General features: G+C 52.2%; 23 protein-coding genes. 5 read left to right on the top strand and 18 right to left on the bottom strand.

What is annotated here, in order from left to right; genetic code table 11:
- Nucleotides 1–46: 46 nt before the first annotated feature.
- The 3 genes from A0W33_RS04270 to A0W33_RS04280 all read right to left on the bottom strand — a co-directional run bounded on the left by A0W33_RS04270 (nt 47) and on the right by A0W33_RS04280 (nt 1731).
- Complete coding sequence (locus A0W33_RS04270; protein ID WP_189564799.1) at nt 47–508, bottom strand: YtxH domain-containing protein; 462 nt, start codon at nt 506–508, stop codon at nt 47–49.
- A 221-nt stretch (nt 509–729) separates the two neighbouring features.
- Entirely contained in the window at nt 730–1155 is a 426-nt protein-coding gene (locus tag A0W33_RS20610; protein WP_071890015.1) for a YtxH domain-containing protein, read from the bottom strand.
- A 225-nt stretch (nt 1156–1380) separates the two neighbouring features.
- Nucleotides 1381–1731, bottom strand: coding sequence for a YtxH domain-containing protein (locus A0W33_RS04280; protein WP_068837019.1), 351 nt, complete (start codon nt 1729–1731; stop codon nt 1381–1383).
- Between the two features lie 173 nt (nt 1732–1904).
- Between A0W33_RS04280 and A0W33_RS04285 the strand changes: the two genes are divergently transcribed.
- From A0W33_RS04285 to A0W33_RS04295, 3 genes are all read left to right on the top strand, one after another.
- Complete coding sequence (locus tag A0W33_RS04285; protein WP_068837020.1) at nt 1905–2150, top strand: Kazal-type serine protease inhibitor family protein; 246 nt, start codon at nt 1905–1907, stop codon at nt 2148–2150.
- Between the two features lie 34 nt (nt 2151–2184).
- A complete protein-coding gene (locus tag A0W33_RS04290; RefSeq protein ID WP_068837021.1) occupies nt 2185–2556 on the top strand; it encodes a cupin domain-containing protein in 372 nt (123 codons plus the stop codon).
- Nucleotides 2557–2620: 64 nt separating this feature from the next.
- Nucleotides 2621–4132: a M28 family peptidase gene (locus A0W33_RS04295; RefSeq protein WP_068837022.1), complete on the top strand. Its 1512-nt coding sequence runs from the start codon at nt 2621–2623 to the stop codon at nt 4130–4132.
- Between the two features lie 116 nt (nt 4133–4248).
- Here the strand turns inward: A0W33_RS04295 and A0W33_RS04300 are convergent, their stop codons facing one another.
- The 9 genes from A0W33_RS04300 to A0W33_RS04335 all read right to left on the bottom strand — a co-directional run bounded on the left by A0W33_RS04300 (nt 4249) and on the right by A0W33_RS04335 (nt 12268).
- The gene (locus A0W33_RS04300) at nt 4249–5061 is read right to left on the bottom strand and encodes an enoyl-ACP reductase FabI (protein WP_068837023.1); all 813 of its coding nucleotides are present in this window, start codon (nt 5059–5061) and stop codon (nt 4249–4251) included.
- A gap of 80 nt (nt 5062–5141) precedes the next feature.
- Nucleotides 5142–6839: a DNA repair protein RecN gene (gene recN / locus A0W33_RS04305; protein WP_068837024.1), complete on the bottom strand. Its 1698-nt coding sequence runs from the start codon at nt 6837–6839 to the stop codon at nt 5142–5144.
- Nucleotides 6840–6971: 132 nt separating this feature from the next.
- Nucleotides 6972–7202: a hypothetical protein gene (locus A0W33_RS04310; protein ID WP_068837025.1), complete on the bottom strand. Its 231-nt coding sequence runs from the start codon at nt 7200–7202 to the stop codon at nt 6972–6974.
- Nucleotides 7203–7274: 72 nt separating this feature from the next.
- Complete coding sequence (gene porD, locus A0W33_RS04315; RefSeq protein WP_068837026.1) at nt 7275–8180, bottom strand: type IX secretion system protein PorD; 906 nt, start codon at nt 8178–8180, stop codon at nt 7275–7277.
- Nucleotides 8173–8835, bottom strand: a complete 663-nt coding sequence (coaBC, locus tag A0W33_RS21305) for a bifunctional phosphopantothenoylcysteine decarboxylase/phosphopantothenate--cysteine ligase CoaBC (protein ID WP_229802247.1) — start codon at nt 8833–8835, stop codon at nt 8173–8175. Before coaBC ends, porD begins: the two co-directional genes overlap by 8 nt.
- The gene (locus A0W33_RS21310) at nt 8816–9376 is read right to left on the bottom strand and encodes a flavoprotein (protein ID WP_229802244.1); all 561 of its coding nucleotides are present in this window, start codon (nt 9374–9376) and stop codon (nt 8816–8818) included. Before A0W33_RS21310 ends, coaBC begins: the two co-directional genes overlap by 20 nt.
- Nucleotides 9377–9385: 9 nt before the next feature.
- Complete coding sequence (locus tag A0W33_RS04325; RefSeq protein WP_082815123.1) at nt 9386–9718, bottom strand: DNA-directed RNA polymerase subunit omega; 333 nt, start codon at nt 9716–9718, stop codon at nt 9386–9388.
- Nucleotides 9719–9730: 12 nt separating this feature from the next.
- The gene (locus A0W33_RS04330; protein WP_068837028.1) at nt 9731–10561 is read right to left on the bottom strand and encodes an outer membrane protein assembly factor BamD; all 831 of its coding nucleotides are present in this window, start codon (nt 10559–10561) and stop codon (nt 9731–9733) included.
- Nucleotides 10562–10624: 63 nt separating this feature from the next.
- Complete coding sequence (locus A0W33_RS04335) at nt 10625–12268, bottom strand: OstA-like protein (protein WP_068837029.1); 1644 nt, start codon at nt 12266–12268, stop codon at nt 10625–10627.
- Between the two features lie 129 nt (nt 12269–12397).
- Here A0W33_RS04335 and tilS point away from each other — a divergent pair, with 129 nt between their 5' ends.
- Together tilS and mdh are read left to right on the top strand one after the other, a co-directional pair.
- Nucleotides 12398–13729 carry a tRNA lysidine(34) synthetase TilS gene (gene tilS, locus A0W33_RS04340; protein ID WP_068837030.1) on the top strand — a complete coding sequence of 444 codons (1332 nt, stop codon included), beginning with the start codon at nt 12398–12400 and terminating at the stop codon, nt 13727–13729.
- A 192-nt stretch (nt 13730–13921) separates the two neighbouring features.
- Nucleotides 13922–14860, top strand: a complete 939-nt coding sequence (gene mdh / locus A0W33_RS04345) for a malate dehydrogenase (RefSeq protein ID WP_068837031.1) — start codon at nt 13922–13924, stop codon at nt 14858–14860.
- Nucleotides 14861–14937: 77 nt separating this feature from the next.
- Here the strand turns inward: mdh and A0W33_RS04350 are convergent, their stop codons facing one another.
- From A0W33_RS04350 to A0W33_RS21060, 6 genes are all read right to left on the bottom strand, one after another.
- Nucleotides 14938–15312, bottom strand: a complete 375-nt coding sequence (locus A0W33_RS04350; protein WP_139237202.1) for a hypothetical protein — start codon at nt 15310–15312, stop codon at nt 14938–14940.
- A gap of 117 nt (nt 15313–15429) precedes the next feature.
- The gene (locus tag A0W33_RS04355; protein ID WP_068837033.1) at nt 15430–18018 is read right to left on the bottom strand and encodes a BamA/TamA family outer membrane protein; all 2589 of its coding nucleotides are present in this window, start codon (nt 18016–18018) and stop codon (nt 15430–15432) included.
- A 161-nt stretch (nt 18019–18179) separates the two neighbouring features.
- A complete protein-coding gene (locus A0W33_RS04360; protein ID WP_068837034.1) occupies nt 18180–19091 on the bottom strand; it encodes a rhomboid family protein in 912 nt (303 codons plus the stop codon).
- 6 nt (nt 19092–19097) lie between these two features.
- On the bottom strand, nt 19098–19877 hold the full coding sequence (locus A0W33_RS04365) for a rhomboid family intramembrane serine protease (protein ID WP_068837035.1): 780 nt from the start codon (nt 19875–19877) through the stop codon (nt 19098–19100).
- Nucleotides 19878–20017: 140 nt separating this feature from the next.
- Entirely contained in the window at nt 20018–21874 is a 1857-nt protein-coding gene (gene mutL / locus A0W33_RS04370; RefSeq protein ID WP_068837036.1) for a DNA mismatch repair endonuclease MutL, read from the bottom strand.
- A 250-nt stretch (nt 21875–22124) separates the two neighbouring features.
- Nucleotides 22125–22277: a hypothetical protein gene (locus tag A0W33_RS21060; protein ID WP_172798089.1), complete on the bottom strand. Its 153-nt coding sequence runs from the start codon at nt 22275–22277 to the stop codon at nt 22125–22127.
- Between the last annotated feature and the right edge of the window lie 4 nt (nt 22278–22281).

Raw genomic sequence — 22281 nt, forward strand, 5'->3', positions numbered from 1 at the left:
GGCCTGCTGTAAAACAGCAGGCCCGTTCTTTTTGCTTTGCCTATACTTATAAACCCGGTGTGTTTTTGGCCGCGTCCGTCATATTCTTCACTTCCTGATCATCCCATTTCGTGGTATCTGTGTACGGGCTCTTCTTTTTCACACCCATCGCGGTAACATCAGACTGATCTTCTGATTTTCCGCCTTTCAGCTTACCGGCCCAGCCTGTTACTTTTTCTCTTGTGCTGCCATAGGTTTTGCCTACCTGGCCTCCAAGCTTCGTAGCAGATTCGGTTACCTTTTTGCGTGTTTCAGTGCCTTTGTCCGGAGCCAGCAGCATACCTGCCACTACACCGGCAGCGGCGCCTGCCAACAAGCCGGCTATTATCTTGCCTCCACCGCTTTCGTTATCGCTGCTATGCGAGTAGTTGGAGTCCTTTTGCCTGATCTGGCGAACGGCTGAGTGGGTTTGTGTTGTATAGTTTGCTTTGCTTTCGCCCAAAGAGCGGCATTCCATGTTAGTTCTCATAGTTATATGTTTATTTAATAATATACTTCTTCTGTGCCGAGGACACACCTTTTTATAAACGCGAGAGAAAACAATTGGTTAAGGTGAAGCCAGAGCTTATAAACCCAAAGCGCCAGCTCTTAGTGGAGCTGGCGCTTTTTGGCTAAACGTAAATGGTCTGTCGTCGCGCTTCCTATTCAGGAAAAGCAGGCGTCGCCATTCGCGTTCAACAGTGTGGCTGCTTAGGCGTTGCGCCCGGTGCTACCAGATCCTGTTGATCCCGCACCTGTAGATCCGCTTGTTGAGGAAGTACCAGTTGAGCCAGAAGTTGAAGATCCTGTTGAACCAGTTGACCCAGTTGATCCACCTGTAGAAGAAGCTCCGGCAGTTGAACCGGTTGAGGCTCCTGAAGTAGTGGAGCCAGAAGTTGCAGATCCAGATGAAGAGCCTTCACCAGACTTACCAAGTTTCTCGGCGCTCATGCGCTTAATCTCCTCAAGGCCGTCCTGCAGATTTTTCTCCAAGTCTTTGCTCATTTTACCAGCCCATTTCTTAATGCCGCCTCGGGTAACCTCTCCTGTATCAGGAGCCATCAGAAGTCCGGCAATCACGCCTGCACTGGCACCTGCCAGCATGGCCAATAATACTTTTCCGCTATTGTCTTTCATGGTTTTATTCTTTGTTTCTAAATACGTTACTATATTGTTTATTGCTTATATTGAATAACGGCAAGCGTAGCATTATGTTATATCTATACTAAGGATTTCTGTTATAGCATCCTCAGGGAAAGAAAAACACTCGCATCAGGCCGCATTAACCCTGCACTACTGATCACCCAGAGCAGGTCGGTTAATCCCGTCTTTCTTTCGCCCCCACTTGCGGTGTGAACGCTCTTATTGGTTTGTATCGCTGCCTTTTTGGGCCTCCTCCTCCTCTTCGGTTATCTCGTCGTAGTTGTTGCGCATCTGCCGCTTCACATCGCTCCAGGAGCCGTGCATTACCAGGTCAAACTCTTCGTCGTCGCTTTCACCTCCATTTGAGTATCTGGATTTTAGGTTAGATGTCCAGCGCTTTACATTGCTGTTTACCTCGTCACTCGCTCTGTTCAGTTGGCGCATAAGCTCTTCGCGCGAATCGCGTCCGTTTTTCGGGGCCAGCAGCAAAGCCGCCGCTACGCCCGCACCTATACCTGCCAGCGTTGCCAGTAAAATCTTGTTACTGTCCTTGTCCACGTTTTGCATCATCGTTGGGTGTTTATTTCAGGTTTATGTATGTACTTTTATGGCAGAGAAGGCAAAAGCGCACGCCCTTCTCCGTTAAATTTTGCGCTTCCAAATACATACGGGTGCAGCCTTTTGCAGGTTAGCATCAAGTGGTATATATATTCGTATAAACACTTATTTATTCCTGACATACTATGAAAAGAGTTATTACAGCCGCATTTACAGCCTGCCTTCTGGTTGCCTCCTCCTGTGCCAACAACAAAACGGCGCAAACGGCCACTGCCTGCATCGATCCGGCCAAGATCAACCCCGACGGCATGTGCACCATGCAGTACGACCCGGTGTGCGGCTGCAACGGGCAAACCTACAGCAACGCCTGCGTGGCAGACAATGCCGGAGTAACTTCGTATACGCAGGGAGCATGTGCCGATAAGCAGTAAAAACCCGATCCTTAAAGACTAATCAAAACGTAGCATGAACGAGAAAAAATATATCAAGCAGGACAAGCCGTTCCGGGTGCCCACCCACGATGGCAAGCTGATAGAAGAGCACTTTGGCAACGCCTCTACCCGCACCGACCAGTTTAGTGTGGCGCACATGGTAGCGCCTCCGCACTGGAGTGAGCCGCACCAAACACCCGATTTCGACGAGATCACGATCGTGACGCGCGGCAAGAAGCTGATCGAGATAGATGGCGAGGAAATAGAGGTGGGTGCCGGCGAGTCCATCCTTATCAAAGCGGGCACCCGCATTCGTTACGCTAACCCCTACGACCACGAAACAGAATACTGGTCTGTCTGCATACCGGCCTTCGACATCAATTCGGTGAACCGGGAAGAAGATTAGCCTTGATTGCTTATACTTTACGTATGGCTATAGACTCCAACCTCTCACCTTTGGAAGATATCATATGAAAAAAGCACCTTTACTTATTCTTGCCGGCATTGCCTCCATGGCAGCGGCCTGCACGCAAACACCTGTCACCTCCCCTGCCAACAGTACCGTTACGGCCGAGGCAACACAGCCAAACTTGTCCCTTATCAGCGCGGACGAGCTGCGGGAGGATTTGTTTACTTTATCCAGCGATGAGATGCGCGGCAAGCGGGCGGGCACCGAGGATGAACTAAGGGCCGCCGCCTGGGTAGCCGAACAAGCACGCGCAGCGGGTCTGGAGCCCGCCGGAGACGATGGCACCTATTTCCAGTTCTTCCCCATCAAGCGAACGAAGGTTACGGACAACAGCACCGTCGCCATTAACGGAAAGCCACTCATACTTTGGAAGAACACCTGGGTCACCTCACCTGCCGAAATAAACGTGAATGCCCCGGTAGTGTGGCTTAACTCACTTGCCGACACAGCCAGGCAGAACCTGCAGGGCAAAGTGGTGGCCATGACTTTACAGGCTCCCTCCCCCCTGCCCGCACAAGGCATGAGCCTTTGGAACTACCGCTATGTGGCCTCGGCCCTGCGCCAGCAAACCAATGCGCTAAAAAACCAGAAAGCCGCTGCCATTATACTTGTAACCGACAAGGAGGCAGAATCCGATTTTGGCTTTATCGGCCATGTGTTTGAAGAAGGAACCTATCAACTGGAGGGAGAAGCGGCACGGCAGAATACGAATGCGCCTGTTCTGCTGGTGCATTCTTCCGTAGCGCCTGCACTTAAGCAAAAAAACGCGAAGCTAAAGGCTGACATTGGCGTTGATAGCTTTGTTTATCCATCTGCCAACGTAGTAGCCAGGGCCCCCGGCTCAGACCCTTCCCTGAAAGACGAGCATGTATTGTTCAGCGGCCACCACGACCATGATGGCATCGGAGCGGTGGTGGACGGTGATTCCATCTACAATGGCGCGGACGACAACGCAACGGTGACCGTGGCGCTGATCGCCATCGGAAAAGCATGGGTGCAGCAACCGGGCAAACGCTCTGGCCTGTTTGTGTGGCATGGTGCCGAAGAGCGTGGCCTGCTTGGCTCCCGCTGGTACGTAGAGCATCCTACGGTGCCCAAAGAGTCTATCGTGGCTGTTCTGAATGCAGATATGATTGGCCGCAATGCACCTGATTCTGCGGCTCTGCTGGGATCTATTCCGCCGCACCGCAACTCTACCGAACTGGTGGATATGGCACTTAATGCGAATCAGGAGTTTACGAAGTTTAGCCTTGATACTTCCTGGGATGAGGCGAGCCACCCGGAGGGCTGGTATTTCCGCAGCGATCACCTGCCGTACGCCCGCGCCGGTATTCCTGCTATTTTTTTCACCACGCTGCTCCACCCCGACTACCACACCCCGCGTGATGAGGCAGAATTCATTGACATCGAAAAGCTTACCCGCATGACCCGCTGGATGTACGCCACTGGTTGGGCCGTTTCCGAAACCATGAAACGCCCCGCCACCGACCCGGATGCCAAATTGGAAAGGTAGTTTACTTCAAGGTTGAAAAGAGAACGGCCTCTGCTAAGTATAGCAGAGGCCGTTCTCTTTTTATGATGTTTAGTTGTAAGTGACTTCCACACCCTCAACCTTTCATATCAAAAGGGTTACTTCTGGATCATGTCGATGATGCCTTCTGAAATACCCATGTTGCTGAAGCCACCGTCGTGCATCAGGTTCTGCATGGTTACCATACGGGTAAGGTCAGAGAACAAGGTTACGCAGTAGTTAGCGCAATCTTCGGCAGAGGCGTTGCCCAGCGGCGACATCTTATCGGCATAGTCGTAGAACACATCGAAGCCACCTACACCCGTACCAGCCGTTGTCTTGGTAGGAGACTGGGAGATAGTGTTCACGCGCACATTCTTCGCTTTACCGTAACGGTAGCCATAGTTGCGGGCAATAGACTCCAACACCGCCTTCGCCTGCGACATGTCGGTGTAATCAGGGAATACGCGCTGTGCCGCTATGTAAGAAAGAGCCACGATAGAGCCCCACTCGTTCATGGCATCCTGCTTCTCGGCCACCTGCATCACCTTATGGAAAGACAGAGCCGAGATATCAAGCGTCTTCAGGAACCACTCGTAGTTCAGGTCGCCATAAGATTTGCCTTTGCGGATGTTCGGGCTCATGCCAATAGAGTGCAGCACAAAGTCGATTTTGCCGCCCAGGATTTCCTGTGCTTTGGTGAACAGGTTCTCCAGGTCCTCAATAGAGGTGGCATCTGCCGGAATAATCTCCGCGTTGCACTCCTCGGCCAACTTCTTGATCTCCCCCATGCGCATGGCAAGCGGCGCGTTCGTCAGCACAAATTCAGCACCTTCTTCCTTCGCCATCTTGGCAACCTTCCACGCAATGGATTTCTCATCCAGCGCCCCGAAAATGATTCCTTTTTTTCCTTTTAGCAGATTGTAAGCCATCTCTTTATCGTTGTTTGTTCGTTGCTATACTTCCCTTTCCGGCACTTCCGGAAAAGAAGCAGCAATATAGCAATTACAAATTACAAGGAAAGCAACTCTTTCGCACTTTGATAGGCATTATCGCTCGGGTTGGCGCCCGCAATCATGTGCGCGAGTTCGTTGATGCGCTCCTGCTCGTCCAGCTTCTTCACGCGGCTGATGGTGCGGTCTTCCGTATCATGCTTGTATACAAAATAATGCGAATCGCCCTGTGCCGCAATTTGTGGCAGGTGCGAAATAGCGATGATCTGGTGCTTCTGCGCCATCTGCTTCATCATCTTGCCCACCTTCACGGCCACCTCGCCGGAAATACCGGTGTCAATTTCGTCAAAGACGATGGTTGGCAGGGCGGTTTTATCGGCCAGCATATACTTTATACTTAGCATCAGGCGCGAGAATTCACCACCTGAGGCCGCTTTAATCAGCGTCTGCGGCTGTGCGCCTTTGTTGGCGCTAAATAGGATGTTGATATCGTCGGTACCGGTGGCGGTAGGTGCTACCTCATTATGTTGGATCACGATACGGGCATTTGGCATTCCCAGATCCGCTACCAAGGTATAAAGCTCCTGCTCAAATGTCTCGAAAGACGCCCTGCGACGCTCCGATAGCACGGCGGCACGCTCTTTCACCTCTTTCTCCACCTCTTTCATCGCCTTTTCGGTGTTGGCGATAGCAGTATCCAGGTTCAGCACGCTGCCCACTTTCTCTTCCAGCTCACGCTGAATTTCGAGCAACTCGGCAGTGGTCTGCACCTGATGCTTGCGCTGCAAGGTATAGATCAGGTTCAGGCGCTCCTGCACTTCCAGCGTTCGCTCCGGGTTAGCTTCGGTGTCACGCTCGGCATCCTCCAATTCGGCAGCCACGTCGTTCAGCTCAATCATGCAGCTTTCGGTGCGGGTGCGCAGTTCCTCATACTTGCTGCCGAACTGGGCCAGTTGCCCGATCAGGTGCACGGTATCTTTCAGGGCTGAGGTGATGTTGAACTCGGACTCTGTGAGGCTTTGCACGGCCTGCGTCAGCTTCAGCTTGATGTCCTCTGCGTTCTCCAGCTGCTTCAGCTCCTCCTCCAGTTCGTCCTGCTCTGTTTCCTGCAGGTTCGCTTCGGACAGCTCGTTCAACAGAAAGGCGTGGTAATCGTGCTCCTTCTGGGCCTGCGCCAGTTGGTCGGTCAGTTTTTTATAGTCACTCTCCAGCTTTTTAAACTGGCGGAAGCTCTCGTTATACTTGCGTAGGTACGACAGGTTCCCGGCATAAATGTCGAACGTGGTATTGCCCATAGCCGACGTGTTGCCGGCATAGATATCCAGGATGTTCAGCTGGTAGCTGGTGTCGCCCAACTGCAGCGTGTCGTGCTGCGAGTGAATGTCCATCAGGTTCTCGCCGATTTTACGTATCACATCCAGCGTTACGGGCGTGTCGTTTACAAAGGCGCGGCTCTTGCCACTCGGGCTGATCTCGCGGCGCAGAATGCACTGGTTGTCGAAATCCAGATCCTCGGCGGCAAAAACCTCCTGCAGGCTGTAACTCGAGATATCGAACACGCCCTCTATCACACACTTTTCATCCTGCCTGAACAGCAACTTCGTATCCGCGCGGTTTCCCAGCAACAAACCGATAGCACCCAGCATAATGGATTTACCGGCACCCGTTTCCCCGGTAATGATGTTGAGCACCGGCGATGGATTCATCTCCAGCTTCTCGATCAGGGCGTAATTCTTTATTTTGAGATCTATCAGCATATATTATGACACAAGACTATAGACATAAGATACAAGACTTTTGGCCTATGCTAAAGTTCGATAATTCTGTTCTTTTTTGAAGTATGGGAGTTACAGGAAATTTCTTGATAAGGTTGGCGCGCTCCTGCCTCGCTAATACGCCGCCTCCACATCATAGATGATTTCCTCCACCTGCTCCAGTGGGAAAGTATGGTGGTTGGCGCGAAAATCCTGCAGCTGCAAGCTTTCCCCGTTCAGCTCTTTCAGCACGCCTGCCAACACAATGCGGTTGCGTAGCACCACCTGCACTGCAGGGCTTTGGAGCAGCTCAAAGGTATGGTCTGGCAGCTTTGTTCGGTGAATGCGGATCTGGCGTTTTCCCATGGGCGCAGGTATAAGTTCGGCAGCAAATTTTGCCCCGTGAAGTTACACCCTTTTCGGGGAATTCTAAAAATTTTAGCGTTTTAGCAAAACCTGGTATTTGCTGTTGTTGGTAGGGTCTGCCTGCGATAAGATGGAATAGGCCTGCTGCTTCTGTGCCGGTGCGGCCTCCTTAAACATGTTCACCAGCTCATCGGACTTGGCATCGAAGAAAGAGCGAACCAAAGCCGCGTTCGGCTTCTGCTGCTGCAGGCGCTGTATGTTTGCCAACACGGTCAGCACGGTTTGCCTTGCCTCTTCCGGCTTCTCCACCATCTGGTCAAGGCCCTGGCGGTGCATGGCGTACATGCCCTCGCGGTACGGCAAAAACTGCGGATCCTGCAGGTTATCAATAAGCCAGTAGCGGTTGCGGTTGCTGTCGAAAGCTTTCCAGCCCTGGTAGCCTGCTGCCTGCGAGGAGGCCACATTCACGATGGCGCGCGCCTTATCAAAGGCTGGTGCTCCGCCCAAACGGCCGAAGCTGTCGTTGTCCATGCCGATGATCATGTAGGCATAGAAGGACAGCATGGAAGCCAGGTTGGAAGTATAGTTGTTGTCGGCATACTCCAGCGCCTCGGCCGTATTGAAACGGAAAGACCAGTCTTTATCGACAAAAGAGAAAAGTACGGTCTCGTAGCCGGTGCCATAGGTTGGCCGCACCGACACCACCTGCACGTTCGCGTTAAAGGTGCCGATCTCCGGCATCTCGGTTAGGTTAATGAGGATGCGGCACTTGATGCGCTCGTCCGGGCGATACGGCTGATCCGTCCAGCGGCGGTTGTTCATGAACTCGAAAATACGCGTCTGCATATCCGTGAACAGCTGCCGGTCGGTATACTGTACTTGCTCGCTGTTTACCACCACATCGCACTGCAACTCCTGTGCCTTAGCAGCACCGGCCGTTAATAGCAGCATTAGCAAAACAAGTATGTTCTTAGCCATAAATTCGCTCCAGAATTAATTTCGTAATATCCTGCGCCACCTCACTTTTCTGCTTCAGCGCAAATGTATGGGTGGCGTCTTTTTCTATGATTGTGATCTTGTTGGTATCATGCGCAAAACCTGCTCCTGCATCGTTCAGGGAGTTTAGCACAATCATGTCCAGGTTCTTTTTGCAAAGTTTTTCGCTGGCGTTGGCGCTTTCGTTGTCCGTCTCCAGCGCAAAACCCACCGAAAACTGATTTGCTTTTTTTTGCTTGCCCAGCGCCGCTGCAATGTCAACGTTCTTTACCAGCTCAATCGTCAGCTCGTCGCCTGCTTTCTTTATCTTTTTTTCTGCCACCGTCTTTGGTCTGTAATCGGCCACAGCAGCGGCAAAAACCCAGATATCAGCAGCTTTTGCCTCCGCCTGCACAGCGGCAAACATTTGATCGGCAGTGGTCACGGCTACTTTGGTGATACCTTCGTGCTGAGGGTGCAAATTAGTAGGCCCTGATACAAGTATAACCTTTGCTCCCTGCTGCGCGAAACACTCTGCCAAGGCATAACCCATTTTACCCGTAGAGTGGTTCCCGATAAAACGCACCGGATCGATGGGCTCGTGCGTTGGGCCCGCTGTCAGCAGTACTGTTCTGCCTTTAAACGATTTTTCCGTCACCTGAAAAGAAATTCTGAAGCACCTGTATTATTTCCTCCGGCTCTGCCAGGCGCCCCTGTCCTACCAGGCCGCTGGCTAGTTCGCCGTAACCCGCTTCGATTATATGATTGCCGTAGCCCTGCAGTTTCCGAAAGTTGTTCTGTACCGAAGGATGCTGGTACATGTCCAGGTCCATGGCGGGGGCCACGAACACAGGGCAGCGCGCCGAAAGGTAGGTGGCACTAAGCAAATTGTCGCAGAAGCCGTTTGCCATCTTGGCCACGGTGTTGGCACTGGCGGGCGCCACTACCAGGGCATCCGCCCAAAGGCCAAGCTCCACGTGGTTGTTCCACGTGCCAGTGGCGTCCTTTACAAATTGCGTGAGTACTGGCCTTTTGGAAAGGGTGGCCAATGTGAGAGGGGTTATAAACTCAGAAGCAGAAGCAGTCAAAATGACTTGTACTTCTGCTTCTGCTTTTATGAGTTGCCGAACCAACAGCGCCGCTTTATAGGCCGCTATACTTCCGCAAACTCCCAATATAATTTTTTTGCCGTGTAGCATCCGCCTGTATTACAGGTTGATTTCCTCCTCCTGAGGCTCGTCTTCCGGGTTTCTTACGTATACTTTGCCTTCCAGAAACTCTTCGATAGCGAGGTTGGTTGGCTTCGGCAGGCGCTCGTAGTACTTAGAGATTTCGATCTGCTCGCGGTTCTCGAACACTTCCTCCAGGTTATCCACGGTAGTGGCAAACTCAGCCAGTTTAGAGCTCAGCTCCTCCTTCAGCTTTACAGCCACTTGATTCGCTCTTTTAGAGATTACCGACACAGACATGTACACATTGCCGGTCTGCTTTGCGAAGTCGGCCATGTTGCGGGTAACGATTGATGATGAAACTGATGCCATATGATCTATACGTTATGAATTCTGATTGTTAGCTGATGATTTTCTTAAAGTGGCCAGGGCACTCTGAACGGCGTCAAAAACACGCTCTGCTTCCCGTCTGTACTGGCTCTCCGGGTACATATCCACAAACGACTGGAAGTAATCCACTGCCTGGTCGAAGCGCTCTTCCTGCTTGGCAGGCACACTTTCCAGTGCAAAACGGTACTGCGCATCCAGCTTTAAAAAAGCGGCTTCTTCGCTGTATGGCGAGGAGGCATGTTCTTTCTGAAAGTTGTTGAGGGCCACCGCAGCCGAGCGCCAATAGCGCAGCTGGTAGTACAGGCGGGCCTGGTTAAAAGCCTTCCGATCCAGTTTCTGGTACAGTTCTTCTATTACCCTGTTGGCCTCGGCAATACGTTCGCTGGTTGGGTAGCGCACCAAAAACTCCTCATACGCCTCGATAGCCGTGAGGGTTGGTGTCTGGTCTTCCTGGTAGCTTGGTGATTGCTCGTAAAGCGACTGCGCCTGCATGAACAGAGCTTCCTCGGCCAGTGGACTACGTGGGTACGTGGTATGGAAGGTGCGGAAATAGGCTTCGCTCAGGATGTAGTTGCCCTGCATGAAATGTGCCTTGGCACGATAAAACTGGGCTTTCTCACCCTCCTCGGTACCAGCCATCAGGTCCGTAACCTGGTCAAATAGCTGTGAAGAGCGGTAATACTCTTCCTGCTCATAGTACTCCAGCGCCGCCTGGTATTTCTTGCTGACATCGGTGCTTTTCAGCAGTTTCTGGAAATTGCTACAGCCGGTAGCGAGTAGCAACAGGCAAAAAAGCGCGATGGTATGTAGAAGGCCTCTATTCATGAACAGGCAAAATTATGGAATATCCGAGTGATTTACAAAACTGATTGTACAATGGCCGCATTATTATTTAACAGCTGCGCCATTCTTCTTTTTGGCGGCTGCTTTTTTAGGTTTGGCGGCTTTGGTGTTAGTGGCTTTCTTAGGCTCTTGCTTCGGTTTGGCAGGCGCAGGCCTGGCAAGCACCTCTTTTTTAGTTGGTCGCAATTCCGCCATCCAACTAAATCCCTCCAGTGTCTTTTCTGCTTCCTTTAGCTCGTGCGGCGGAATAAAACTGGCGTCCGGCTGCACGAGAAACGAGATGGTCTTGAGTTTATTTTCGCCGAACCTTAGAATCATATCGCTGCTGATAGACTTGTTCATTCCGGTTACCAGGCTGTCTCCCTCCAGAGCAAAGTAAATGCTCTCGCCGTTGCCGTTCACATTTACCTTACTAATGTCGCCCTGCTTGAAATAAGCCGTCATGTCACGGCCCTTCACCTGGTTATAGTTTTTCAGCGTATCCTCCGAAACAATAAATGCATTGCTGTACATGTACATGCGGTCGATGGCCTTGTTGCGCATCTGGATGTGGATGGTGTCCGACACCAACTGGCTCTGCTCGTTCCACAGCACCGGTTTCATGTTCAGGTGCATCACAGAATCGGTTCGGTTGTAGCTTAGCGAATCAGCTTTGCCCTGCAGGTCTGATTTAAAGATTTTCACGTTGGGATACGCGAAAATCATACTTGCCGTACGCGCGCCTTTTGCCTCTCGTGAGTACAGGGTGTCGGCCGACATGTAGAGTGTATCGCCCTCCATGATGGTTTCCATAACCGGTCGGTTGCCGTATACTTTGGCTTCGCCCTTTTCGCGCCAGTAGCGGCCCACCTGCCCCCGAATTGTCACATCATCCTTCAGCGAGCGCAGCGACACGTTCTTCTCGGCATAGCCGTAGCCCTTTGCCTGATCATAAAACAGCTTATCGCCACCCAAGCGGTATTCTTTGGTGAGAATGTAAGCGTTGCGCCCGAAGTTGGATACTTTGGTGAGGGTGTTGTACGTGCCCTCCTCAGCATACAAATCGCCCTGCTGCCCTTTGATAAAGGTTGGTCCCTGGAAGTACACCACTTTGGTAAGTGTGTTATACTTCATGTTCTGCGCCTTGATGTTGTAGTCAGCCGTCGTCACGTTCACGTCCTGCTGGAAGTCAAATATTTTGGTAGTGGTATTGTAAGAGCCACGGCGGCTTTGCAGACGGTTCTCCGGGTCTACAATGGTACCACCCTCGGTGTAGGTGGCTGTTTTAGTTTCCAGGTTGTAGAGCAGGCTTGGCGTGTTCAGTGTCATGCGCGGGTCACGCATAATCACGTTGCCGTCAATTGCTGCGGTGCGGGTGTTACCATTATACATCGCGTGGTTGCCAGTAATAGTCACGGTGTCGGCCTGAGTGATGCGCACGTTGCCAAAAGCCTCCAGCAGGTTCGATTCGGCACCTTTGTATTGGTACACCGAGTCGGCGTACAGCATGCCGTCTTTCTGCTTGAAAACAACGCTACCGATCAGCTTATCAATTTTTTTTCCGTTGAAAACACCGCCCACAAGGCTATCAGCATTCACGAGATCAACCGGCACTTTCTCCGTTTGCGCAGGCTTTGGCCGCTGCTGCCCGAAAACAACAACCGCCATCAAGCTAAAGACAAGAGAAAACAGTAGTTTTGTGTAGTTCATATTAGTTATTCAGACAAAGGACAAACGACAATGTGATAAAGGACTTCCAAATCTTTTGTCCTTTGTCAAGAAGTTCTTTTGTCTCTTTTATAACATCAAAATTAGAAAAAAATTACAAGTCACTGCTTTATGCTACAGAAAGTTTCAGCGTACATTCAGGCCCATGGCCTTTGCCTGCCTACAGATAAACTATTAGTGGCTGTAAGTGGCGGCATCGACTCTACGGTGCTTTGCGAAGTGCTGCACCAGCTCAAGTATAATTTCGCCGTGGCCCACTGCAATTTCGGGTTGCGTGCCGAAGATGCCGAGGCCGACCAGTTATTTGTCAAAAAGCTGGCCAAAAAGTATGAGGTGCCTTTCTTTACCGAGAACTTCAACACCCGCGCCTTTGCCGAGCAGGAAAAGCTATCGATACAGATGGCGGCCCGCACACTGCGCTATGAGTGGTTTGAGGGGGTAAGGCAGCATGAAGGCTACGATTACATTGCTACCGCCCACCACAGCAACGACACCACCGAAACGATATTGCTGCACCTGACCAAAGGCACCGGCATTGCCGGCTTGCATGGCATCCCGCCCAAGAACGGCAAAATTATCCGCCCGCTCCTGTCCATCACCAAAGACGATATTTATGAACTGGTGACGGAGCGAAAATTGATCTGGCGCGAGGACTCATCCAACGAAACCACCAAATACCAGCGCAACAAGATCCGGCACGAGGTTATTCCGGTGCTGAAGGAGATTAACCCAAACCTGGAGGAAACAATGCAGCACACGGCGGAGCGCGTAAGCCATGCCGAGAGTATTGTGGCGGCCTATATCAACAACCTGCGCGGGCAAAGTATAAACGAGGCGGAAGAGGCCGTATATGTGGCGCTGGAGCCGCTGCGTAGCGCTACGGGCTTACCAGTGGTGCTGCACGAGCTGCTGCGGCCTTACAACTTCAGCTATTCGGTTGTTTTGGAGCTGGTGGAGGCGCTGGATGGCCTGTCAGGGAAGCAGTTCGAGTCGCCAACGCACACGCTGGTGAAAGACCGTGACCAACTGGTGCTCACGCCGCGCAACCTCAGCAGTTTCGGCAGTGTACTAATCAACGAAGGCGACACTGAGGCGGAGGCAGGCAACCTGACGTTCAGCATCAGGTATGTGGAGGCCGACAAGTATAAACTCAACACAAAGCCGCACGTGGCGGCCTTGGATGCCGCTGCGTTGAAGTTTCCGCTGAAGCTGCGCGTCTGGCAGGAGGGTGACTGGTTTGTGCCCCTGGGCATGAACGGCAAAAAGAAAATCAGCGACTTTCTGATCGATAAGAAAGTACCCGCCAACCTAAAGGGCCAAACGCTGGTATTAGTATCAGACCAGTCTGTTGCCTGGATCGTGGGCCAGCGCCTCGACAACCGCTTTAAGGTAAGCGACAAGACAGAGCAGGTGGTGGAGATAAGTATGGAACGTATCAAGTAGCACGTAGCAAGACACACGACTTCCTCTGGATATATAGACTGCCGGTGCATCAGCGGCTACATAATTAGTTTCGTGCTACGTGTGTCGTGCTACTTGATACGAAAAGTCAACTTTAGGAACTTTTAATAATAGATTTTCCTAATTTTACAGGAGTGAATTGAATCTCAAACTATAATAAAACTATATCAGACAATGAAAGTAACCGTAGTTGGAGCAGGTAACGTTGGGGCAACTTGCGCCGATGTACTAGCTTACCGCGAAATCGCGAACGAAGTAGTACTGGTGGACATTAAAGAGGGTTTTGCGGAAGGCAAGGCACTTGATATCTGGCAGAAAGCGCCAATTAACCTATACGACACACGCACGGTAGGTGTAACAAACGATTACAGCAAAACCGCTGACTCTGACGTGGTGGTGATCACCTCTGGCCTGCCACGCAAGCCAGGTATGACGCGCGACGACCTGATCTCTACCAACGCCGGTATCGTGAAGTCGGTAACTGAGAACATCGTAAAGCATTCTCCAAACGCTATCATCATCGTGGTGTCTAACCCGCTGGACGTAATGACCTACGCGGCGCACATCACCTCTAAACTGCCACGCACCCGCGTTATGGGTATGGCCGGTATCCTGGACACGGCGCGCTACCGTGCCTTCCTTGCCGAAGAACTGAACGTGTCTCCAAAAGACATTCAGGCGGTGTTGATGGGTGGCCACGGCGACACCATGGTTCCGCTTCCGCGTTACACTACGGTTGGTGGCATTCCGGTTACTGAACTTATCGCAGAAGACAAGCTGAACGCGATTATCGAACGCACCAAGTCTGGTGGTGGCGAACTGGTAAAACTGATGGGTACTTCTGCCTGGTATGCACCGGGTTCTGCAGCTGCCCAAATGGTGGAAGCCATCGTGCGCGACCAGCGCCGTGTGTTCCCGGTTTGCGTAAGACTGGAAGGCGAGTATGGTATCGACGGTGTTTACCTGGGTGTGCCGGTTATACTTGGCAAGAACGGTATCGAGAAGGTAATCGAGCTGCAGCTGAACGACGAGGAGAAGCAACTGCTGGAGACTTCCCGCGGCCACGTGAAAGAAGTTATGGACGCGCTGGACAACATAAACGCCAACGCCTAGTTCCTGAAGTATAGGTATTTAAAACAAGCGCGGCGCTTCTGTAAAGGAGCGCCGCGCTTGTTTTAAACTTGTAGTTGTTACTTTTCGATTACCCCTTTAGGAACAGGATTAGCTACTTTTTCATTCTTCCTCCTGACTTGCCTTGCATACTGCTTCGCTTCTTTCACATCCTTTTTGAAAGTCAGAATCACCACGCCATACTTCCCTTCTTCCCCATACTTCTCCGTTTCACTGGTCTCTTTGATTACCTGCACTTCATCTATCCATTCAGAATCAATCTTGTTGATTTCCCTGCTGTCAAGTTTGTAAGTGTTTTTTCCGTCCTGCAGTAAAAGCAAAGGCGAAGAATAATCGAAATTAACCGTTTGTTCCTGCTCCCAAACTCCTTGTGCCGCCACCGACCCGGAAGCCAGCACCATACACACGCACAGGCTCATTATCATTTGTTTCATAGAAAAGAAGGGTTTGTTGATCTTTGGGTGATAATATAGCGATTATTAGTGAATGAACAACAAACGCAAAGACCTCGCAACGTGCGCAACTCCTGCGAGCGTCTGACAGCTCCCTATTTAAAACCTAAAGCCTATCGACAAGTAGGGCAGCACGCCATCTTCTGAGAAGCCCACCACGCCATGGATCAGCACCAGTTCGGCTGGAGTGACATAAAGGCCACCGCCAAAGCCATCGTGCCAGCCGCTCTCATCCACTCCTTCATCAGACCACACGCGGCCCACGTCATTAAAACCAATCAAACCAACGGAGCCCGGGAAAAGGTAGGAGGTAAAGTCGAACAGCTTCATACGCAGCTCAATGTTGTGGTACAGCATCTGCTCGCCGGCAAAGCGGAAGTTGCGGAAGCCGCGCAGGTTTTGGGTACCGCCCAAGTATAAAAGCTGGAAAAAAGCAGGGTCGCCAAAGGTGGTGCCGCCGCCAACACGGTTGGCTATTACAAAGTTTGACCCCAAATTAAAGTATAGCCCCAACTCCGATTGCAGCTGCCCATACTTGTTCTCCTCCCCTTGAAGCTGGCTAAACCCACGCAGATTGGCGTTCCAGTACATGCCGCTCGTTGGCATGATGCTCTTGTCGCGGGTATCAAGCGTGAAGCCGCCGATCAGGCCTCCGTAATACTTGCGCTCGAAGAGGTCGAGCCCCGGGTTCTGCTCAGAATAAGTATTGATGAAGCGGCCGACGTTGTCGGACGGGTCCATGTTGTAGTACTGCCCGGCAAGGCCTGCGTATACTTTGAACTTTGGTCCCAACAGGCGCTGCAGCGTTACCTGCCCGTTCACGAAATCGTAGCGGGTGCGGTAGTAGCGGATGGACTGCTCATCCGGGAAATCGGTGCCGTTGCCGATGCCGAAGAAGTTGCTCGTGTTGTTTGGCGCCCGGGCATCCAGTTCTATACCTAAATCAAACCTCCGTGCGATAAGCTTGGGGAATTCGCCCTCGTACGTTCCGAAAAAGGCGTTGGTGGCCAGCGCGTGACCTACAATAAACCTGTGCCTGGCCGCGTACGGGTCCTTCCGAAAGCCCTGCTTCACGTAGTTGAAGCCAACTCCCAGCAGAATACCGTCGTCCTGGTTGTAGCCCACAGTGGCAGCCGGCATCAGCACATCATACTCAAAGCTGCGTGGGTTGTAGTAGTTTACAATGGTGTCGTTTGATACCCGCAGTTTTGCCAGGTTGCCTTTGGGAAGCTTGTTGTCACCGTCCTTGCGGTCGTAGATCAGCAGGCGGCCAGGGTTCCTGAAATCCTCTGTCACCACAAAGGTATCGGCACTGCCTCCCCCGATCAGTCTTACTTTTATTTTTGATTTTCCGCTGCCCTCTACTTTGAACAAGTCCTCGTCGCCTCGGCCGAACAGGCGCAGTTCCTTGGTGTGGTCCGGGGTAAAGGTGCGCGCGAGCAGCAGGCGGTCACGGTCTCCCTCCTTCTTTATTTTATAGATCTTCAGGTCGATGTTGCCGTTAGGCTGATAGCTGAAGTTAAATTCCTCGTGCTTATCAGAGCCGGCAATGTCTACTTTCTCAGCCAGGAAGCGGTAGTACTCCAGTGCCTGATTTTGCAGGTCGTCACGCCTAGCTATTAGCGTACTGGTTATTTCCTCTCCGGATAGTTCGTACACCGGTTTTGGCATCTCGCGCACCGCCCGCCGAAGCAGTTCATCGGTGAGCTGCTGCTGCACGAAGGCAATCTCCTTCCGCCAGTCCTCCTCTCCCAATTCCATCAAAAAGAGGCGATCAAAGAAACGGGCGTTAAAATTGAACCCATCCACGTCGCGAATCTCCTTATCGAAGCCCTGGAACTTCGGTAACAGCCACTCGCGTGAACCGATCTTGGGAATCACGCCGTCGTTGGTAAAGAACACCTGGTCGCGGTCGCGCGGAATCGGGTCGTAGTAGTCGCCCACCTCATCCTCCACCTGGCGCCAGCGCCACTGGTCTTCATGCCGGTCCCAGTCGCCGATCACCATGTCCAGCAGCCTGGCGCGCAGCACCGCCCGTTGGTTTACCCGCGTGTCGTTGTCCTCCTCCAACTTCTCCAGTACTTTCTCGGTATTGTCGGTATCCAGGCCTGCCGCAATTGGCTCCCGCTCCTCAAACAAGTATACCGCGTTGGCAAAGTCTTCCCTAAACTCTCCCAAAGCGGGGTCATCCGGCAAATAAACTACCTCTGGTTTTGCGTGCAGCAGGCCCAGTGACTCAGCAAGTGGCGGCACCACCATAGCCCCAAACGGGTGCGAGGCCGATATCTGGTCCTGCACAATGTCTTTGGCTACGGTTGGGCGCAGGTTCTCAGGCAGCGCCTTTTCCGGGTCTTTCTGAATGGTGCGCAGCACGTATTCTTTTCCAGAGGCATCCTCCAGCCGCAGCGATTTGGTTTGCTGGCCGCCGCCGCGCTCGGTAATCTTTAGGCCGCCCTTCTCCTCGTTCAGCCGAAAGACGCGCATCTTCACCGGCGTAGCCCATACGTTCCGGTAATTGTCGCCAAACCAGAAGCGGTGCCCCTTGCTTACCTGGTCGTATTCCGGGGCAATGGCTGTGGTAATGCTGTCCTGCTGGGGGGAGATACTCTGGGCGGAGGCAGAATTGCTGCTTAGCACGAAGGCCAACAGCAGGCCTGGTATAGAAAGTCTTCTTGCTTCTGGGGTCATACATTCATGATGATTGCCAATGTTATACTTTACTGCGGCTGTAGGGTTTTACAAAGGCACTTGCCTGTTTATAACTCCCCTGTATACGTAGGTGTTATACTTTACGCAGAAGTATCTAAACAAGAATGGCATCCTTTTGTTGGATGCCATTCAAGGTGCGCTTAGTCTTTCTGACTTGCCTGGAAGAGCTTCTGTTTCTCTTCCTTGGAGAGGCTCTCGTAGCCAGAGCTGGATATTTTATCGAGGATGCGGTCTATCTCGCTTTGGTCGGGTGTACCGGGGCGGCTGGTGGCAGTGCTTCCGTTAGCGCGGGCGCTGCTGCCGGTGCGGCGGTGCGACACCTTGAGCTTTGGCTTGCGCGTGAACAGGTTCCCGAAAAAATCAGTGACAGCCAGCACCGGCCTGCCCAGGTCGGTGCCCCGCTGCAGTTGCTTGATGAAGACCCAGCCGATCAGGGCGCCGCCAAGGTGGGCGATATTGCCACCCGCGTTTCCGCCACTATCGTCTGCCAGCGCCCACGACATCAGTACCAGCGCCAACGCGATCCACTTTATCTTTACCGGCCCGATAATGAGCAGGTTGAGCGTGTAGTTGGGCAGCAAGGTAGCGGCGGCCACCACAATGGCCAGCACACTCGCTGAGGCCCCAATCAACAGGCCGCTGATGTTGCGCTCGGTAAAGGCGGGCATTATGTTGTACATGAGCATGTACAGCAAACCGCCGGCAATACCGCCCAGCACGTACAGACTCAGCAGCTTTCTGCTTCCCAGGTACTCCGTCAGGATCATCCCGAACCAATAGAGGTTCAGCATGTTGAAGAGAATGTGAAAGAAACCCTCGTGGGTGAAGAAGTAGGTGATTAGCGTCCAGGGCTTTACAAGGAAATCCATCGGCTCCGAAGGCAGCGACAGGTAGTAGAGCACTATCCGCTCTACCCAACCGTAGCCCATCCAACCCAGCGGCGTACCGATGATCAGGAACACCAGGTATACCAGCACATTAATGATAATGAGCTGCTTAAGCGTGTTGTCGGGCTGCCGGAAAGTATATTTTAGGTCGTCGATTAAACTCATGTTGCCTTAGTAGTTTCTGTAGTCGTTGCGTTGCCACATTCTTACCATTATATACGCGAAGAGCATGCCCCCGAGGTGCGCAAAGTGCGCCACATTGTCGCCGGGAACCCGGTTAAAACCGGCATACAGCTCATAGGCCCCATAGAACAGCACAAAGTACTTGGCCTTAATGGGCACCGGCAGGAACAGCAGCATCAGCTCCAGGTTCGGAAACAGCAGGCCAAACGCCATCAGAATCCCGAACACGGCCCCGGAGGCACCTACCAGCGGAATGTTATAAATTGTGCGGAACACATCCTTCACCTCATCTATCGTGGCCTGCACGTACTGCGGGTTGTTGATGTTTTCCTTGTAGGCCACCGCCAGTTCACGGCCATAGCCTTCCTCCACATGCTCATCCATGTAGTTGACGAAGGCCAGCGGCGACGGATTCTCGATGTACTGCACCGTGTCCTGCTCCATCTGGTTAAGTTCGTAGGCCCTGACGCCGGTATAAAGTATACTGGCCCCAATGCCCGTGATCAGATAAAAAACCAGCAAGCGGTTTGCCCCCCAGAACCGCTCCAGCATGGGCCCGAAGATGAAAAGGCTGAACATGTTGCTGAATAGGTGCCCCCAGCCGCCGTGCATGAACATGTGCGTTAAAAGCTGCACCGGCTGAAACAGCTCCGAACCGACATAGTGCAGCGCAAACATATCATTGGATATGACGCCGTTGAGCTGAAGTATAAACACGACCACATTGATGATCAGGAGGTTCCTGACCATGGGGGTGATATTGAACATGCGTTATCTTTTTAAAACCTCTCAACACCTGGTTCGCAGCTTCTTTCCCTCCTACACTTAGGAAGAGCATTTAGAAGTATGGCAGCCGTGTTTCTGCGGTCTTGGGTTATCCTTATTTGTAGTATAAAACTCGTATAAAATCAGCCTTTCAGGAAAAGCTCATGCAACTGGCCGAGCTGCATGATCACTAAAGTTTTCTGACCTCCCGGGGTATAGTTTGGCACCTGGCAGGCAAAAAGCTTGTCTACGAGAGAATTCATCTCCAGGTCGCTCATACGGGCCTGCAGGCGCGTGGACAGGCGCCGGGCCATGGCACGGGCCAGGTTCTCACTTTTATCAAGCTTTAACGTAGCCAAATTGTTTTTGTACTGCTCCAGCAGTTCTTCCAGCAGTTCTTTTTCATCGGCGGCGTGCACATCGGGCGGCACCCCGTTCAGGATGATCGTGTTTCCGCCGAAATCCTCGAAAAGGAACCCGATGTCCTTGAACTCCGCCGTCAGTTCCTTCACCAGCACCATGTCGGCTGGCGACAAATGCAGCGTGATCGGGAAAAGCAGCGCCTGCGACACGGCCGCTTTCTTCTGCAGCGTGGCCATATACTTCTCGTACAGGATGCGCTCCTGAGCCGCCGGCATATCCACCATCATCAGGCCCGACTTAACCTGCACCAGCAAATACTTCTGGTGTACCTGTATCGCTTTCTTGGCAGAGGCATCGGTCGCAGCGAAGGCATCATCCAGCAAATCCATACCCGAAGTAGCTGAGAGGCTTGTCTGCTCCTCCTCCTTCAGGGGCTCGTACAGCTGCTCCCAGCCTTTAGACGTGGCCCGGCGGGTAGTGGTGGCCGGTGGCGGCGTAAAACCCGGGAAAGAGGTGCTGCCCCCGCCATTGCCGCCAAGGCTAGCCCTGCTCCCTGATTCGAACTCGCTGTTATAGCCTCCCTGCAAGCGAATGGGCTGCAGGGGCGAGTAATTCACATCCTGCTCAAAGTCAAGTGAGGGGGCAATATTATAGGCACCGAGGGCTTTTTTCACGGCCGCATGCAAAATGGCATACACCGTTTTCTCGTCCTCGAATTTGATCTCTGTTTTGGTGGGGTGCACGTTGATGTCGATCTTATCCGGATCAATCTCGATGAAGAGCACATAGAACGGGTGGTTGTCTTTGGCTACTAATCCTTCAAAGGCCGTCATGACCGCATGGTTCAGGTAGCCGCTTTTCACGTAGCGGTTGTTTACGAAGAAAAATTGCTCACCGCGCGTTTTTTTGGCATGTTCGGGCTTGCCTATGTAGCCTTTCACCAACAGAAAACCCGTATCCTCCTCGCAATAGGCCATCTGGTTCTTGTAGGTGCTCCCGAAAATGCTCACAATGCGCTGGCTCAGCTTGGTAGCCGGCAGGTTAAACACCTCCATGTCGTTGTGGTGGAGCGTGAACGTGATCTCCGGGTACGCCAGTGCCACCCGCTGGAACTCATCCAGGATGTGGCGCATTTCCACCGCGTTGGACTTGAGGAAATTGCGCCGCGCGGGCACGTTATAAAACAGGTTCTTCACGCAGATGGAGGTGCCTTCCGGCGTCACCACCGGCTCCTGCCCCACTACTTCCGAGCCTTCTATCAGCAGCTTCGTACCTGTTTCAGCTCCGTGCAGCTTTGTCTTCAGTTCTACCTGCGCCACCGCTCCGATTGAGGCCATGGCCTCGCCACGGAAACCCATGGTGCGTATCTTAAATAAATCTTCGGTGGTGCGTATCTTGGAAGTGGCGTGCCGCTCAAAACACATGCGGGCATCCGTCTCCGACATTCCTGCACCGTTGTCCACCACCTGCACCAGCTGCCTGCCCGCCTCCTTCACAATTAACTGAATGCTGGTGGCCTGTGCATCAATGGCGTTCTCGAGCAGTTCCTTTACCACTGAGGCCGGCCGCTGCACTACTTCGCCAGCCGCTATCTGGTTGGCCAGGAAATCAGGTAGTAATTGTATGATGTCGGGCATCCGCTTTTCTAACTCCTTATCTCAGTATTGATTTATTTATCAAATTCAGCCAACCGGATATCCATGGCCGAATATTTGCTCTTTACTAAATTGTAAAATCAGAACTAATTTAGAATAAAATTTATTACTACTTTAGAGACCGATTCCAACAAAGAGGCTGATTTTAGCCAACTGATTCGCTATTTCTTCCGTCTAATTAAGTATAGCGAATATATATTGAAGCTGGGGCTGGTGGCGTTAGCACAGGAGGCTACTCTTGCGGCCACGGTAGCTGCAGGCAGACGAGCAGGTTCTCCACCGCTCTCAAATCAGCTGGCGGCAGTGCCGGGTTCAGATCTTTCTTAGGAATCTTGTTTTCCGTACCGCCTTTTGCAAAATTAGGCTTAATTTCGGGTTGTTCCAATTAT

This window comes from Pontibacter akesuensis (assembly GCF_001611675.1).
GTDB classification, from domain to species: Bacteria; Bacteroidota; Bacteroidia; order Cytophagales; family Hymenobacteraceae; genus Pontibacter; species Pontibacter akesuensis.